Raw genomic sequence first — 16,685 nt, forward strand, 5'->3', positions numbered from 1 at the left:
AAGAAAATGGTCGGTGATAGGGGTAGAATTATACAGTGGTTACAATTCAGGATTGTCGAAATTTCGTTCTGTTTGCGACAGACGAAGTCGTATCAGGTCAATCCGTCATCGAAATTATCCCCTGCAAAAAATACGATCTGATCGGCAGCTTCAGACGCCGTCGTCGCCTGTCGAACATGGGCCAATCAGCATTTTGAACGGTTCGGCTGGAATGAAATCGCCCTCTCATATCGCAATGAACCGCTTTATCAGAAAGGATCGATAATGATCATAAAGCGAACAAAGCTGTTGCTCTCTTGCATGGTGGCGCTGGCACTTGCCTCGCCGGTGCAGGTCGCGTTCGGTCATGACTGGCATCATGACCACTGGGGACATCATGACCATGATTTCCCCCCCTTTGGCCATGATCATGATTTTCATCACCATCACGACCATGCGGGTGCGGCCGTTGCCGCTGGTATTCTCGGCCTGGCAATTGCTGCAGCAGTCGCAGACAATGGCAGCAACCGCCACTCTGACGTTTACGCGCCGCCGCAACCTTACTATGCGCCTCCGCCCCCTTATCGCTTGAGCAATGGCAACACCTGCTATCCGGCACAGCGGGCCTGTTACCTTCCAAACGGGCATTACGCAGGCATCACGACCCATACCCAGTTCGGCAATTAGGACATATTATGAAGTTTCATCATCTTTTACTGGGCGCAGCTCTGCTTGCAGCCTTTCCGAAAGTGGCTTTTGCGGAAGATGCTTCCAATAACCGCCTTCATGCGGCGTGGGACGCATTGGCGAAAGGTGAGGGCGAGTTTCTGTCATCGCAGCAATTTGCAAGCTTGAACAACCTCGCCTATCAGGCGGCCATCGTGAGAATCTGCGAAGGTCATGAGCTTGACCATGAATCGTTCCGCAGGAAAATCGAAGACGTCATCAACCATGCCGATAAAGACCTCAGCGACGAGCAGGCCGACCTGCGCGAGGCAGCCGTTCTTGTAGCGTTCGGCGCGCGTTTCGGTCTGTTTTTGGCCGAAGGCAGTGATGACAACGGTAAAGCAGGCTTTTGTGCATCTGCTGACGAGATCAAGGCCTCGCAGGATATTTCTGTTCTGGCCAAATAAAATTACCAGACAAAACAAAGCCTCCCGCGTGGGTGAATGTCCACGCGGGAGGCTTTTTTATTGACGATCAAGCCGTATGAGGCTCGACTTTGCGCCTGCGGAACCAGCGAGCGCTGGCCAGGCGGTCAATCTCGACGAAGATCACCGGCGTGATAAACAGTGTGAGAACCTGACTGAGCAGAAGACCGCCTACCACTGCAACGCCGAGGGGCTGGCGCAGTTCGGACCCTTGACCGCTTCCAAGCGCTACTGGAACTGCTGCCAGAAGTGCGCAGAATGTCGTCATCATGATCGGCCGGAATCGGCGAATGGCAGCTTGATGGATGGCCTCTTCTGCCGGATGATTTTCATCACGTTTCAAAAACAGCGCGACGTCGACCATCATGATTGCATTTTTCTTGACGATGCCGATCAGCATCAGCAAGCCGATCAGTGCAATAATCGACAGATCGAAGCCGAAAAGCTGGAGCGTGATCAGCGCGCCGAAGGCGGCTGACGGCAAGCCCGACAGAATGGTCAGCGGGTGCGCGAAGCTTTCATAGAGAACGCCGAGCACAATATAGATGGTCGCGACGGCAGCGAGGATCAGAAGTCCCATATTGCCGGTTGATTGGGCGAAGATCTGCGCTGCGCCCGATGGCTGCGCCGATACGGATGCTGGCATTCCGATTGCGGTGCGCAGGGCTGTCACCCGGTCCGTGGCCGTGCCAAGCGACACCCCTGCGGGCAGATTGAACGACAGCGTAACCGATGCGAGCTGTCCGGACTGGTTGACGGTCACAGGCCCGTTGGTTCGCGTGATGGTGGCAAAACTTGCCATTGGAACGAGGGTACCTGACGATGATGGAACGCGCAGCGCACCGAGCTGCGTTTCATCCCACTGGCGGCTTTGGTCGAGTTCCAGAATGACGTCGTAGCTGTTGCCGGTGGTCTGTATTTGCGAAACGGTCAGCGTGCCATAGGCTGCTTCCAGCGTGTTGCGGATCGCGTCCGAAGAGATGCCGAGGCTTCCGGCCTTGTCATTGTCGATCTCGATACTGGCTTGCAGAGCATTGTTCTGAAGGTCAGATGCGACATCGACAAAGGTTTGCGGCTCGGCCTTCATGGCATCGGCCAGCTTTGCCGACCAGGACCGGGCTTCATCCGCATCCAGCGACTGAAGAACGATCTGATATTGACTCTGCGTGCTGCGTCCGCCGAACCGCAGATTCTGCACCGGCGTTATATAGGCGGTGATACCGGGAAGAGCGGCCAGCGATTTGCGCAATGCACTCAACGTCTGCTCCAGTGGCGGCCGCTGATCACGCCCCTTGAGCTGCACCAGAAGCGAACCTGTGTTGAAGGTCGATCCGCCAGGCCCGCTGCCCAGCGAAGCTGTGACATGCTCCACGGCAGGATTGCCGGATACGATAGACGCCGCCTGTTGTTGCAGGTCTCGCATCGCTTGATAGGAAATATCCTGTCGCGCCTGCGTTGAAATGGTGAGGATGCCAATATCCTCCTGCGGGAAAAAGCTGCGGGGCAGGGTCATGAATGACCAGACCGAGCCGAGGAAGCTCAGGCCGAAGGCGAGCAGCACTATCGCGCGATGTTTGAGACACCAGCCGACAGCGCGCCCATAGCTTTCGGTCACCCGATCAAACAGGAGGGCGATCCTGCTGGGTTTGATTTCCTTATGCGGGAGGCGCGCGGCCAGCATTGGCGTCACGGTTAGTGAGACGAGAGCCGAAGAAAGGATGGCCAGTGTCACCACCATGCCGAATTCGTTCAGCACGCGTCCGACAATGCCGCCCATCAGAAGAATGGGCAGGAAAACCGCGACCAGCGACAGCGACATGGAGATGATCGTTCCGGTCACTTCCTGACTGCCCTTGATGGCAGCTTCAAACGGCGGCATCCCTTGTTCGGTATAGCGCACAATGTTTTCGAGCATCACGATGGCGTCGTCCACCACGAGACCAACCGCCAGCGTCAGCGCCAGCAGCGAGATATTGTCGATGGAGAAACCGCAGGCGTACATAGCCGCGAATGTTGCGACCAGTGAAAGCGGTACGGCGAGGCCGGGGATCATGGTTGCCCAGAACTGGCCGAGGAAGAGAAAGATGACGAGCACGACAAGCGCAATCGTGATGCCCAGCGTCTTTTGAACATCGGCCACCGCATCGCGAATCGAACGAGACACGTCGTTCACGACAGAGATGTGCATCTGTGCGGGCAGGGCGGATTCGATCTCCGGCAGCTTGGCCTTGATCGCGTCGACAACGGCAACTGTGTTCGAGCCCGGCTGTCGTTGCACGGCAAGCGCAATGGACTGTTTGCCGTCGAGCCAGCTGCCCTGATTGACGTTCTCCACGCTGTCGAGAACTGTCGCGACATCTGATAGCCGCACTACGCGATTGCCGCTGCCGGAGATGATGAGGGTTTTGAACTCATCGGCATTGGTGCGCTGGGTCTTGGCATTGACGGTCAAAGCCTGCGACCCGTTCTGCAAGGTGCCGACAGGTGTCTGGCTGTTCGCTGCGGCGATGGTATTGCCGAGGCCGAACAAGGACAGATTGCGGCTGTCTAACTTGTCGGGATCGACCTCGACGCGAACGGCGTAGGTTTTGGAGCCATAGACCTGCGCCTGGGCAACACCCGAAATGGTGGAAAGCGCTGGCGATATGATGTTCTGCGCAATGTCGTCCATCTGCGTCAGACGCGCGCCGTCGCCTGTCAGCGCCAGAATGATAACCGGCGCATCGGCGGGATTGGCCTTGCGATAGCTGGGCGGGGTGGTCAGGTTGTCGGGCAACTGACGCTGGGCGCGGGTAATTGCAGCCTGAACGTCTGCCGCTGCCGCGTCGATATCGCGCGATAGGTTGAACTGCAGCGTGATCGACGTATTGCCGAGCGACGAGGTGGCGCTGATCGTATCAATACCCGCAATCGTCTCAAACTGCTTGATGAGCGGGGTTGCGACAGACGACGCCATCGTGTCGGGCGAGGCACCTGCCAGCTGGGCGGACACGTTGATAGTCGGAAAATCCGCTTCCGGCAGAGCCGCAACAGGAAGCTGGAGATAAGCCGCAACGCCGCCGATCAATCCGCCAATGACAAGGAGGATCGTTGCAACGGGGCGGCGAATGAAGACTTCGGAAATGTTCATCGCCTTGATGCCTTCATTCAGTTGGAAGAGACTTTTGTCTCTGCGTCGGTACTGGCCAGCTTCACCTTGCTGCCATTGGCAAGCGAGGCCTGACCTTCCGTCACCACTTTTTCACCGGGTTGCAAGCCAGCGCTCAGACCAGCCATGCCATTGGCTCGGAGCGCTACCGTGACCGGACGCACTTCAATGCTGTTGTCCGTCTTCACGACATAGCTGATCGAACCGTTTTCTTGCGGCTGTACGGCAACGCCCGGCACGAGAACCAGATTGTCCGCTTGGCCTGCTTCCACCAGCACACGCAGTGACTGTCCGGGCCAGAAATTGCCGGATTGATTATCCAGCGTAGCGCGCAGGCGGACAGTGCCGCTTGCGGCATCAATGTTGTTGTCGAGGAAATTGACCGGGCCGCTTTCCGAAGTGTCCTTGCCATCTGCCGATACGGCTGTGGCCGTCGCCTTCAGGGTGCCCGTGGACAGAGTTTCGCGGATAAGCGCGAGATCCGTTTCCGGCAGCGTGAAATCCGCGTAGATTGGCTTCATTTGCGTGATGGTCGCGACCGGTGAGCCAGCCGACAGATAAGCGCCAAGCGAGACCGATACAACGCCGAGCTGGCCATCAAAGGGTGCAAGAATCTTGGTGTCGTCAAGCGTTACCTGATCGGCTGCCAGCTGTGCCTGATCGACCTGAAGCTGCGCTTCCGCCACCCTGAGAGCCGCCAGGGCATCGTCACCCGCCTGCGATGTGTCGATGCCCTTGGTCACAAGGTCCTGCGTCCGCTTGAGCACGAGTTGCGCGTCGTTCAGCGTCGCCTGCGATTTGGCGACAGAGGCCTGATCCTTCACGACGGTGGCGCGAATAGCGCGATCATCAAGCTGGGCGATCAGATCACCCTTTTTGACGATGGCTCCGTCTTTCACGTTGAGGATCGCTACATTACCGGCCTCGGGACTGTTGACGGCCGTGGACGCAACGGCAACAACCGTGCCGATCGCGGTGCGCTGGATCGGCAGTGATCCCGCCGTCGCAACAGCTACCTTGACGGCATGCTCTCCGCCGCCCGAGCGGTTGCCGCTTTTCCGGCTATCTGTCTGAACCGTGTTTGGAGCGCTAGCACCGTTCTGCTTCGTGGCATGTTGCCAGCCGACATAAGCGGCACCTGCAACCAACAAAATTGGGACACCCCAAACAACCCAACGCTTCACTCAAAGCTCCTGTCAACGAAGGGATACGCCGCAAATCCGGCAACTCGCACGCTAACACAAAGAAGACGTCCAGCAATTAAATTGATTGAGAGCGCCAGTTGTTCAATTCGTGATAATTAGCGAGATCACCATTTGCGGCGTTCGTTGCGCCGCAATTGTCGCTATTTGAGGATGCGGAGAATGTCGCGAACGACTTCCGCCTGCAGTGGGCGTTGTTTCTCGATATTGAAATGGCCGACTTCCTTCATGCCGGCAAAATCGCGATTGTCCAGCTTGCCCTTGAAGCGAGGGCCGGGCACCAGCGGCAGCCCCCAGCCGTGCTGCGAAAAATAGAAATTCACGACGCGACGAATGTTCCCGGGCAGGGGATCAGGTGCGGTTGCGGCGAAGGACGCCATGTAGTCCACGCGAATGCCGCGTTTTTCCAGAACTTCGGCGATGGAAATAATGGCATTGGCGCCCAGTGAGTGCCCGACGAGGATAACCGGCTGCGGGCCGTATTTCTGCCGGTCGGCGATGATCCGGTTGGCGACGAGACGCCATGCGGCGTTGCCCTCGACATGAGCATCAACGCCTGCTGCCTGCAAATCGGCACCGATTTCATCAATGCCGGTGGAGAAGATATTGGCAAAGCCGCGCAGGAGATAAACGTCAGGTCGCCCGGCTTGAGCGCCGTTTCCCTGTTTGTCGTTTGTGTTGGGAGACGGCGCGGCGGTCTTGGCGGATTTGGCAAGTGCTGCGACCGGCATCGCAGCCATGAGAAGGCTAGAAGCCAGCCCGGAGGCCAGCAGAGAGCGGCGGCTTATGAAATACTTCGCCGAATTGCCTGATTTGTTCGTCATGTAAATTTACCAAGGTTATGGCCAAGGTTTCGGAATGACACGTCCGGTGCGCTTGGCATATTCGTCATATGAAGCGCCGAATGCCTTGCGCATCATCGCTTCTTCATGGCCTACGCGGTAAAAATAAAGAATGCCGACACCAACGATACCCGCCAGACCGGCGAACCAGTTGGGAAGCAGGCAAAACTGCGCTATCGCCCAAAGCCAGAACGATAAATACATCGGATGACGGACATATTTATAGAGCCCATCCGTCACGAGTTTGTGTTCCTTGCGGATTTCCAGCGAGACCGACCAGTTCTTGCCGAGCTGGCGATGGCTTGCATAAAACAGCCAGAGAAAAGCGAGTTCGACCACGAGCCCGATCCAGCCAAGCCATGGCTGAAAGGTGTAATCCGCGACAGCCGGAAAACCCGTTGCGACATAGATGATAGGGATCAGCGACAGGCCGAGGCTGGCCGCACCCAACGCTGCACGGTCGGGAAGCGTTTTCGCATTGGTCGTGACCTTGATCTTGCGGGCGCGACGCTGGTGCGGCACCCGGATAACCACCCAGGCGACAAGACCAATTGCCCAGACGATCATTGCCAGGGTGGGCGTCATTCGGAAGCTACCTTTTCTGGCGACAAACCGCCCACAATATGGTCGTTCACGCGCTCGGACAGAAATTTCGGACCGCAGCAAATCTGAAAGAAATCATACCAATAGGGCTTCGTATTGCCGAAGACATATTGATAATGCACGCGAAAAAGGTTGCGCTTCACCCGCTTGTAAGTCTCGGCCAGCAGCATATCCTTAACGCGCACCTGACGCACGAAGGGAAACCGTCGGCCTTCGGCCCGCCTGAGCTTCATTTCCGCCACCGGGTCGGTCTTGTAAAAATTGATGGCATCGGTCAGGCACTGGATTTCAACCCATTCGAGCTTACCATCATTGGTAAGTCTTTGCACGCCTTCACGAAATTTCGTGGCAGCGGGATGATACCCGGCCTTGAGCGCCGTGGAGCCAAGCGTCAGAACGGTGACTTTGGGTGCGCGCCCTGAAAAGGCGCTGTCGATGGCCAGACAGCGGGCGGCGACATCCAGCATCAGCATGCCGCCGGTACTGTGGCCGATCAGGATGACCTCATCATATTTGCCCGCGCTGACGCGCTGGACAATGCCTTCTGCAAAGCGCTGCATCAGCGCTTCGGCATCCGGTCGCCTGCCGCGAAAGAAGTTCAGCGAGAACGACCAGAGATCCATCAGATGGTTGGTGGACCAGCGTTTACCGAGCACCATCAAAGCGACCGAGAATACGACAAGCCCGATGATCCAGCTGATTGTGCCCAGCCAATGCACCGTCAGGCGCGCGGCGGCCAGTCCCAGAAGCGCAAACAGAATGATCGCCAGAAAAGGATAGAGGAAATAAAGCCCGAAGCGCCATGCTTTGGAAAAGAAATGAAATGCCGTGCCGGAAAAGACGAAGTCGGCGAAGGCGCGCAAATATTTGCCAAGTCGCACGGGCAGGGGTCGGGCGAAATCTGCCAGAACGATAGAGTCGAGTGCGAGGAAATTAAAGTCGGTTGTTGTTGACCAGCCTTCGTGTGCAGCCCGGGTTTTGATGGTCGCAAGCCCGATCTCGTGATCAGACGTGTCATCGCCTCTGGAGACCGTTGATTGGTAACCCCAGAGCGTATCGAAACGGGAAATTTCCTTACGCAGCCGCTTGAAAAACGCGTCCGGCGTTTTTGGATCATACCCGCCAATGAAGAATACGGCACGCCGCTGGACCGACTGATTCATACGAAAAGCGTAATTTGCATCTTAGGCATTGTCGAGATCAAACCGCGCCTCGTTTTCGTGAAATTCGCCGATGCTTTTTTATGCAGGCCAATTTTTTGGGGAGAAAAGGCTTTTGAGCCGTTTCAGCCGGTCTATATATAAGCTTTGTGTCAGAAACATTTTTAAAACAATTGGATAGCCGGACTTCTTCAGTCGATGTATTGAATCTCGCATTTAGCGCTGCCGTCTAACAACCGCTTTGCAACGAACGAAAACGTGATATGCGAAACTGGGGCGATCCGGGGAGGACGCTGTCAGTCACGCATTTGGTTGCAAGTTCTGGATCGCATATCATGAGCCGCACTATTCTCTGCCTGGGCGCTTTGACGCTCGACACAATCCTTCGCCTTGACGCTTTGCCGGAACAGGCCGGGAAATATCTGCCGAGTGAAGCGGTGCAGATCGCTGCCGGTATGGCTTCAAGTGCGGCTGCTGCCATCGCTCGCCTTGGCGGGGATGTAGCGCTTTGGGCTTCGTCGGGCGATGATGCCACGGGCGAACGGGTGATCGCGGAACTCCGTGCCGAAGGAATCGATTGCAGCCACATTCGCAGGCTTGCGGGCGCACGTACCGCTTTTTCTTCTATTCTGGTCGATCCGTCTGGCGAGCGTGTCATCGTTCCATTCTATGATCCACAGCTGGGCAGCCCGGCTTCGATCGTACCACCTGTCGAGGCGGGTGCTTTCGCGGCCGTTATGGCTGATGTTCGCTGGGCATGGGCCGCAGAAACCGGCCTCAAGGCTGCTCGTCGCGCCGGTATTCCGGCGATTCTCGATGCCGATACGGCCCCGGTCGAACTTCTCGAGCGGTTGTTGCCGCTTGCGACCCATATCGTTGCTTCCGAACCGGCTGCCATCAGCCTGACCGGCACGACAGATTTGAGCGAATGCGTCGAGATACTGGCCAGCCGGTATGATGTTTTCACCGCGGTAACCGCCGGTGCGAACGGATGTTACTGGACGGAGCGGGCCGGACATTCGGTGCAGCATGTCGCCGGTTTCAGCGTCAAGGCGGTGGATACGCTCGCCGCGGGCGATGTCTTCCATGGTGCTTTCGCGCTTGGCCTCGTCGAAGGCGGGTCGATGCACGACATCATCCGTTTTGCCAATGCCGCCGCCGCTATCAAATGCGCACGCTTTGGCGGACGCTCCGGCTCGCCAAGCCGCACAGAGGTCTTGGCGTTTATGGAGAGCGGTCTGCTTCCTGCCTAACATTTAAACCCCCAGATTTTGCATAAATACACAGTGATCCCGAATTGACTATTTACTAACATGTTAGTATGTGCCAGCTTACAGTTCAATCTTGGGAGGAGACGGCTTTGCCGCGAAATCATTCTGGGCAGGAGCGCTTTGGGCTCTCTGCAGCGCTGACGACGCCATTCGATGCCGATGGCAAAATCGATGTGACCCGCGCGCTCAAGCACGCGCGTGCGCGCCTCGATAGTGGCTGTTCCAGCGTCACTTTGTTCGGCACCACCGGCGAAGGTTCGTCGATTGCCGATGCCGAACGCGCAGCTCTTCTCGACGCCTTCATTGCACAGGGCTTCCCGGCCTCCAAAATCGTTGTTGGCGTGATGGAAAATTCGGTGGCCGATGCGGTGCTTCAGGCTGGTGATGCGCTGCGTCGCGGCTGCAAGGCCATTCTTCTGGCACCGCCTTCCTATTTCAAGAATCTCTCCGATGATGGTCTCTTCAACTGGTTCTCTGCCGTGTTGAAAGGTCTTGGTTCGGATGCGCGCGATATCATCCTTTACAACATCCCGTCGGTGACGGCGGTTGAACTGTCCGTCGACCTGATTGGTCGTCTGCGCGATGCTTTCGGCGGGATTATCTCCGGCGTGAAGGATTCGTCGGGTAATTGGGCTTACACCGAGAAGCTTCTGGCTGCGCATAAGGACATTGCCATCCTCATTGGTGACGAGCGCGATCTCGCCGCCGGCGTCCGTCTGGGCGGGCAGGGTGCGATTTCCGGCATGGCCAATCTGTTCCCGGATCGTCTTCTGCGCATGGTCAATGATGGTCAGGACGATGCCGAGTTGGTCGATGCCGTGCGCAAGCTGCTCAACTATCCGGTAACGCCTGCGGTGAAGGCGCTGGTGGCGCGTCATACTGGCGATATGGAATGGCGTCATGTCCGCGCACCGCTGGTTGCGCTGAATGATGCGGATTTCGATGCAATTGGCAGTGTATTTGACGGATTGCATATGGCAAAGGCTGCCTGAGCCGGGCATAAGCGATGCAGGCATGCTGCGGAAAAGTGGGAGAACTTTCCGCAGTATAACCAAAGCGGTTGGGAGAGGACGAAGCCTTGGCGGAAGATCAGAACGAGCCGGTGAAGTTGCGGGACAAGGCCTATCAGAGCTTTACCCAGCATTTGCTGGCGCGCGATTTCCATCCGGGCCAGTTCGTATCGCAGCGCCAGCTCGTCACCATGACGGGCCTGCCGCTCGGCGCGATCCGTGAATTGATCCCTCGTCTGGAAGCCGAAGGTCTGATCAAAACCGTACCACAGCGCGGACTTCAGATTGCCCATATCGATCTCAATCTCATCCGCGAAGCTTTCCAGTTTCGCCTGTTCATAGAGAAAGAGTCGGTTGCGATTTTCTGCCAGTCGGCTTCCGACGAGTTGTTGCGTTCGCTGCGTGCCGAGCATGAAGACACGCTGAACCGTGCCAAGAGCGAAGGCGAGACACCGGAGCTTGAGGAGCAGGCGCAGAATATCGACTGGAGCCTGCATGACACCATTGTCGCCTCGCTCGACAATGAAATCATCTGGCGCGCTTACCAGACGAATACGATCAAGATGCGCCTGATCAATCAGGAGCGTTTCCGGATCACTGGTCGCGTTATCCCGGTCATGCAGGAGCATCTCGCTGTTCTTTCGGCGATTGAAACCCGCGACCCGCAAATTGCCATGGATGCTATCGCCGTTCACATCAACAATGCACGGACGCTGGCATTGCACATTTAGCCAAATAGAATCAGTGGCTTGGCAAGAGGAGTTGCCAAGTTTGGAACATAGGGGAGGAGCAAAATGAAACTATTTCATCCAACACGCCGCCAGTTTCTGGCGGGTTCTGCGGCAATCGCCGCATCGGGCGTGACCGGCATCAGCCCGTCTTTCGCCGCTTCCACGGTTGACTGGAAGAAATATGCGGGTACCACGCTTGAGGTGAACCTTATCAAGAGCCCGCGCGGCGAAATCCTTCAGAAGCATCAGAAGGAATTCGAAGAACTGACGGGCATCAAGGTTCATTCCGAACAGATGCCGGAACAGCAGCAGCGCCAGAAGGCGGTCATCGAGCTGACCTCCGGTCGCCCGAGCTTCGATGTCATTCACATCAGCTACCATGTTCAGAAGCGTCAGTTTGAAAAAGGCGGCTGGCTTGCCGATCTTAACCCGTTCCTGAAAGATCCAACGCTGACCGACGCCTCGCTGACCGAAAGCGATTTCGCAAGTGCTGGTCTGACCTTCGCCAAGGACGCCAATGGTCGCTTCGGCGCTCTGCCATTCTCGGTCGATTACTGGATCATCTACTGGAACAAGGATCTGTTCGCCGCCAAGGGCATAGAATATCCGAAGACCTTCGAAGAACTGGTCAAGGCTGCGGAAGCGCTAACCGATCCGTCTTCGAACACCTACGGCTTTGTGGCCCGCGGCATGAAGAACGCCAATGTTCCGGTCTGGACGAGCCTGATGCTTGGCTATGGCCAGAGCGCGGTCGATGCCGATGGCAATCTGAAGACGGACTCGGCAGAAGCCGTCGAAGCCGCCAAGCTCTATCAGCGCCTGATGACCAAAGCTGCACCTCCCGGTGTTGCCGGTTTCAACTGGGCGGAATGCCAGTCGAGCTTCCTTCAGGGCAAGGTCGGCATGTGGCTCGACGGTATCGGCTTTGCGCCGCCGCTCGAAGATCCGAACAAGTCGCGCGTTGTCGGCAAGGTCGGTTATGGCGTTATCCCGGCTGGACCGAAGGCTCAGGCCGCACCGACGACCGGCGACGGTATTGGCGTGACCGAAGCATCGACCAAGAAGGAAGCCGCTTATCTTTACTGCCAGTGGGCCATTTCGAAGGAAATGGGCGCACGTCTGCTGCAGACGGGTTCGGGCGTTCCGTTCCGCAAGTCGATCATCGACGATGCGGAAGTGCGCAAGGGCGTGACCATGCCGGAAGGCTGGGTCGAAGCCCTGTCGAAATCTGCACCGATCAGCCAGCTCTGCCTGCCGGTTATCGTCCCTGTCACGGAATTCCGCGACATCATGGGCGTTGGCCTCACCAATCTTCTGAATGGTGCCGAAGCGGAAGCTGAAATGAAGCGCGCGACGGAAGAATTCCGTCCGGTCCTCGCACGGAGCGAAGGAAAATGACATCTGCCGCCCCGACAGGAGCAACAAAGAGCATGAATGGGGAGGCCGCCACAAAGGCGGCTTCCACACCCAAAGCTGCTGGCAAGGGTGGCAAAAGCCATCTGAAACCGAGCTATTGGCCATTTGTGCTTCCCGCCTTGATCACCGTCGGGGCGGTGATCGTCTTCCCTTGGCTTTTCACTCTCTGGATGAGCGCCAATCAATGGCAGCTCGGCGGTGGCATCAGCTTTGTCGGCTTCGACAACTATATTCGTCTGGCAGGCGATGCCCGCTTCTGGGATTCCATGTGGCACACGGCTGTCTATACGGTCCTGTCCGTGGTGGCGCCCATGGTGCTCGGCACGATTGCCGCTCTCATCTTCGACAGCAAGCTGCCGATGCGCGGGCTGTTACGCGGAATCTTCGTCATGCCGATGATGGCGACACCGGTTGCTGTCGCGCTGGTCTGGACGATGATGTATCACCCGCAGCTCGGTGTGCTGAACTATGTCCTGTCGCTGGTCGGCATTGGCCCGCAGGAATGGATTTTCAACCAGAACACCGTTATTCCGTCGCTGGTCGCAGTCGAGACCTGGCAGTGGACGCCGCTGGTCATGCTGATTGTGCTCGGCGGCCTTGCCTCCATGCCGCGCGATCCGTTTGAAAGCGCTGAAATCGACGGCGCGAATGGCTGGCAGAAATTTCGCTACATCACGCTTCCGATGATCCTGCCTTTCATCATGGTTGCCGTCATCATTCGCTCCATCGATGCGCTGAAAAGCTTCGACATCATCTTTGCGATGACGCAGGGCGGCCCCGGTACGGCATCGGAAACCATCAACATCTATCTCTATAACGTGGCGTTTTCCTATTATGACATCGGATATGCTTCGGCGATTGCCGTGGTGTTCTTCATCGTCATTATCGCCATGTCCATGATCCTGCTGGCCTTGCGTCAGCGGACCAAATGGAATGCTTGAGGACCGGCTAATGGCACGCAAGTCAATTCTGTCGAAGCTGGGCACTGCGCTTCTTGTTTTCGTCATCGTTTCGCCAGCACTTTTCTTCTTCATCTGGATGCTGTCGCTTTCGCTCAAATACGAAATCGACAATGGCGCTTATCCGCCGATCCTGATCCCGGAACGTTTCGCCTGGTCGAACTATACGCAGATTTTCGAAGCCAATGATTTTCTGCTGTATTTCTGGAACAGCCTTCTGGTGACCGGCATGGCGACGCTGCTCGCCCTTCTGGTCGGTGTTCCAGCGGGCTACGGCATTGCCCGGCTTCGGGCGCATAAATCGGCGATTGTCATCATGATCGCCCGCATGACGCCGGGTCTGTCCTATCTGATCCCGCTGTTCCTTCTGTTCCAGACGCTGGGTCTTTTGGGCACGCTCTGGCCGCAGATCATCATCCATCTGGTCGTGACCGTACCTATCGTGATCTGGATCATGATCGGCTACTTCGAAACGACGCCGATGGAACTGGAAGAAGCGGCGATAATCGACGGCGCGTCCTCGTTGCAGGTGTTTCTCAAGGTGGCGCTGCCCATTGCCAAGCCCGGCATCGTGGTGTCGCTTATCCTTGCGGTGATCTTCTCGTGGAACAATTTCGTGTTCGGGATCGTGCTCGCAAGCCGCGAAACGCGCACATTGCCGGTCGCCGTCTACAACATGCTTTCCTTCGAACAGGTGAGCTGGGGTCCGCTTGCTGCCGCAGCACTTGTGGTCACTCTGCCTGTTCTGTTGCTTACCGTCTTCGCACAGCGCCAGATCGTTGCAGGTCTGACCGCAGGCGCCGTCAAATAAGAGTTGGGGTTCAAGATGGCATCTGTATCCATCCGTAATGCAGTCAAGAAATATGGCAATGTCGGCGTTCTGCACGGCGTGTCGGTCAGCATCGAGGACGGCGAGTTCGTCGTGCTCGTCGGCCCTTCCGGCTGCGGCAAGTCCACGCTTCTGCGCATGATCGCAGGGCTTGAGGAAATCAGCGATGGCGAGATCGCCATCGGTCCGCGTGTGGTCAACGACCTGCGCGCAAAGGAGCGCGATATCGCCATGGTGTTCCAGAACTATGCGCTTTATCCGCATATGACGGTCGCCGACAATATGGGCTTCGCGCTCATGCTCAAGAATGCGCCGAAGGAAGAGCGTGAAAACCGTGTTGCGCGCGCGGCTGAAATTCTCGGCCTCAACAAACTGCTCGACCGGTTTCCGCGCCAGCTTTCCGGCGGTCAACGCCAGCGTGTCGCCATGGGCCGCGCCCTTGTGCGCGATCCGCAAGTCTTCCTGTTCGACGAACCGCTTTCCAATCTCGATGCCAAGCTGCGCGTGCAGATGCGCGGCGAGATCAAGGGTCTGCATCAGCGGCTGAAGACCACGACAATCTACGTGACTCACGACCAGATCGAAGCCATGACCATGGCCGACAAGATCGTGGTGATGCGCGATGGTCTCGTGGAGCAGATCGGCGCGCCGCTTGATCTTTATGATCGCCCGGCCAACATGTTCGTTGCAGGCTTTATCGGCTCGCCATCGATGAACTTCATCAATGGCAAGATCGAGGAAGGTTCGTTTGTGGCCGATGGCGGGTTCCGCCTGTCAATGCCGCAGGGTGATTATGCGAGCCTTTCGGCTAAAGCCGTCTATGGCGTGCGCCCCGAGCATATGAAGATAGCCGAAGGCGGCGTTCCGGTTACGGCTGAGATCGTAGAGCCGACGGGCTCGGAAATCATGGTCATGGGCAAGCTCGGTACACAGCCGATCACCTGCCTGTTCCGCGAACGCCTGACTGTGCGTCCGGGCGACGTGCTACCGATTGCCATTGATCCGGCGACGAGCCACATCTTTGAGCCGGAAAAGGGGATGCGCGTCAGCGCCTGACCCACACGATACGGATTATCTCAAAGAGCGGTTTTGGCAGCTATGTCGAAGCCGCTCTTTGTTTTTGTTCGGGCATTTTTCTGGTATTTCCTTTTAATGCCGAATTGCACTAACACTTTCTCTGAAATTCAGGAATGTGGAGGGCTTTATGCAGCCAATCTGGGCCGTAGGTCTAATGACCGGCACCGTTCTCGATGGAAATATCGACGTCGCGCTTTTGAAAACCGATGGCGAAACGGTCGATATATTCGGTACTTACGCGCTGAAGCCTTATCCGGACGGTATTCTGGAGCTATTGCAGCAAGCGCAGGCCGAAGCGCGGGTCTGGAATTTCGAAGGCCCGGAACCAGCGATTTTTGCCGAAGCGGAAGATGCCCTGACCCGGGCGCAGTCAGCTGCGGTACGCGAGCTGGTGGAAGAAAGCGGTCTGATGATGACCGATATCGGCGTTGTCGGCTTTCATGGCCAGACGGTGCTGCACCGTGCCCCGCAGCCGGGACGGCTGGGTGATACACGTCAGCTTGGCGACGGTGCGCTGATGAGCGAGTTGCTTGGCACCAAGGTCGTCTATGATTTCCGAACTGCTGATATCCGCGCTGGCGGGCAGGGCGCGCCTCTGGCTGCAATCTATCATGCGGCTCTGCTGCGTAGTGCTGATGCCAGTGGCGACACGGCCATTCTCAATCTCGGCGGTGTCGGCAATATTACCTGGTGGGATGGCGGCGATACGCTGGTCGCTTTCGATACCGGCCCGGCCAATGCGCCGATCAATGATTTCATGAAAGCGCGTGGTCTGGGCGAGATGGACCGCGACGGCGCACTTGCCGCGCGCGGCCATGTGGACGAAGCGCGTCTCGCCAAGCTGCTTGAGCATCCCTATATGACCGCGCCTTTTCCAAAATCGCTCGACCGGTTTGATTTTACCGCCGCTATGGCAGACGGTCTCAGCGACGAGGATGGCGCGGCGACGCTCACGGCCTTCACAACGTCGGCTGTGGCAAAGGCGCTCGATATACTGCCGCATCGACCGAAGCGGCTGGCCGTGTCCGGTGGCGGTCGTCACAACCCGACGATGATGCGGATGCTGGTCGAACGCGCGGGTGTCGACCTTGTGCCGGTCGAGACCTTGGGTTGGCGTGGCGATGCCGTCGAGGCGGAGTGTTTTGCCTTTCTCGCTGTGCGCGCATTGCGCGGCCTGCCGATCAGCTTTCCAAGCACAACGGGCGTCCCGACGCCGATGACAGGCGGAACGATCGCAGGCTGAAAAATCTGGGACAGGGAAATCTGGATAGCAAAACGCCCGCAGCAATTTGGGAGGAGGAGAAGTT

Annotated in this window: 15 protein-coding genes; 10 read left to right on the forward strand and 5 right to left on the reverse strand. The window is 57.3% G+C overall.

Going from position 1 to position 16,685, the window contains the following annotated elements; translation table 11 throughout:
* Positions 1–264 precede the first annotated feature (264 nt).
* Both QBD01_RS09820 and QBD01_RS09825 read left to right on the forward strand, forming a co-directional pair.
* Positions 265–666, forward strand: coding sequence for a hypothetical protein (locus QBD01_RS09820; RefSeq protein ID WP_280992630.1), 402 nt, complete (start codon positions 265–267; stop codon positions 664–666).
* Between the two features lie 8 nt (positions 667–674).
* On the forward strand, positions 675–1,112 hold the full coding sequence (locus QBD01_RS09825; protein ID WP_280992631.1) for a hypothetical protein: 438 nt from the start codon (positions 675–677) through the stop codon (positions 1,110–1,112).
* Positions 1,113–1,179: 67 nt separating this feature from the next.
* On the opposite strand, the gene QBD01_RS09830 is transcribed toward QBD01_RS09825, so the two are convergent.
* From QBD01_RS09830 to QBD01_RS09850, 5 genes are all read right to left on the reverse strand, one after another.
* Positions 1,180–4,260 carry an efflux RND transporter permease subunit gene (locus tag QBD01_RS09830; RefSeq protein WP_280992632.1) on the reverse strand — a complete coding sequence of 1,027 codons (3,081 nt, stop codon included), beginning with the start codon at positions 4,258–4,260 and terminating at the stop codon, positions 1,180–1,182.
* Between the two features lie 17 nt (positions 4,261–4,277).
* Positions 4,278–5,462, reverse strand: coding sequence for an efflux RND transporter periplasmic adaptor subunit (locus tag QBD01_RS09835; RefSeq protein ID WP_392391364.1), 1,185 nt, complete (start codon positions 5,460–5,462; stop codon positions 4,278–4,280).
* A gap of 161 nt (positions 5,463–5,623) precedes the next feature.
* Positions 5,624–6,268, reverse strand: a complete 645-nt coding sequence (locus QBD01_RS09840) for a lipase (RefSeq protein WP_280992867.1) — start codon at positions 6,266–6,268, stop codon at positions 5,624–5,626.
* 51 nt (positions 6,269–6,319) lie between these two features.
* Positions 6,320–6,907, reverse strand: coding sequence for a protein-S-isoprenylcysteine O-methyltransferase (locus QBD01_RS09845; RefSeq protein ID WP_280992633.1), 588 nt, complete (start codon positions 6,905–6,907; stop codon positions 6,320–6,322).
* Entirely contained in the window at positions 6,904–8,088 is a 1,185-nt protein-coding gene (locus tag QBD01_RS09850; protein ID WP_280992634.1) for a lipase, read from the reverse strand. The genes QBD01_RS09845 and QBD01_RS09850 overlap by 4 nt, the downstream gene beginning before the upstream one ends.
* 332 nt (positions 8,089–8,420) lie before the next feature.
* Between QBD01_RS09850 and QBD01_RS09855 the strand changes: the two genes are divergently transcribed.
* The 8 genes from QBD01_RS09855 (at position 8,421) to QBD01_RS09890 (ending at position 16,621) form a co-directional block, all read left to right on the forward strand.
* Positions 8,421–9,338, forward strand: coding sequence for a PfkB family carbohydrate kinase (locus tag QBD01_RS09855; protein WP_280992635.1), 918 nt, complete (start codon positions 8,421–8,423; stop codon positions 9,336–9,338).
* A 107-nt stretch (positions 9,339–9,445) separates the two neighbouring features.
* Complete coding sequence (locus QBD01_RS09860) at positions 9,446–10,348, forward strand: dihydrodipicolinate synthase family protein (RefSeq protein ID WP_280992636.1); 903 nt, start codon at positions 9,446–9,448, stop codon at positions 10,346–10,348.
* An 86-nt stretch (positions 10,349–10,434) separates the two neighbouring features.
* Positions 10,435–11,097, forward strand: coding sequence for a GntR family transcriptional regulator (locus tag QBD01_RS09865; RefSeq protein ID WP_182519675.1), 663 nt, complete (start codon positions 10,435–10,437; stop codon positions 11,095–11,097).
* Between the two features lie 63 nt (positions 11,098–11,160).
* Positions 11,161–12,495 carry a sugar ABC transporter substrate-binding protein gene (locus QBD01_RS09870; RefSeq protein ID WP_280992637.1) on the forward strand — a complete coding sequence of 445 codons (1,335 nt, stop codon included), beginning with the start codon at positions 11,161–11,163 and terminating at the stop codon, positions 12,493–12,495.
* Positions 12,492–13,454: a carbohydrate ABC transporter permease gene (locus QBD01_RS09875; protein ID WP_392391366.1), complete on the forward strand. Its 963-nt coding sequence runs from the start codon at positions 12,492–12,494 to the stop codon at positions 13,452–13,454. Before QBD01_RS09870 ends, QBD01_RS09875 begins: the two co-directional genes overlap by 4 nt.
* A gap of 10 nt (positions 13,455–13,464) precedes the next feature.
* Positions 13,465–14,283: a carbohydrate ABC transporter permease gene (locus tag QBD01_RS09880; protein ID WP_182519677.1), complete on the forward strand. Its 819-nt coding sequence runs from the start codon at positions 13,465–13,467 to the stop codon at positions 14,281–14,283.
* Positions 14,284–14,298: 15 nt separating this feature from the next.
* The gene (locus tag QBD01_RS09885) at positions 14,299–15,357 is read left to right on the forward strand and encodes a sn-glycerol-3-phosphate ABC transporter ATP-binding protein UgpC (protein WP_280992638.1); all 1,059 of its coding nucleotides are present in this window, start codon (positions 14,299–14,301) and stop codon (positions 15,355–15,357) included.
* Positions 15,358–15,505: 148 nt separating this feature from the next.
* Positions 15,506–16,621, forward strand: coding sequence for an anhydro-N-acetylmuramic acid kinase (locus QBD01_RS09890; protein ID WP_280992639.1), 1,116 nt, complete (start codon positions 15,506–15,508; stop codon positions 16,619–16,621).
* Positions 16,622–16,685: the final 64 nt, after the last annotated feature.

The sequence above is a fragment of the Ochrobactrum sp. 19YEA23 genome, assembly GCF_029909865.1.
GTDB classification, from domain to species: domain Bacteria; phylum Pseudomonadota; class Alphaproteobacteria; order Rhizobiales; family Rhizobiaceae; genus Brucella; species Brucella gambitense.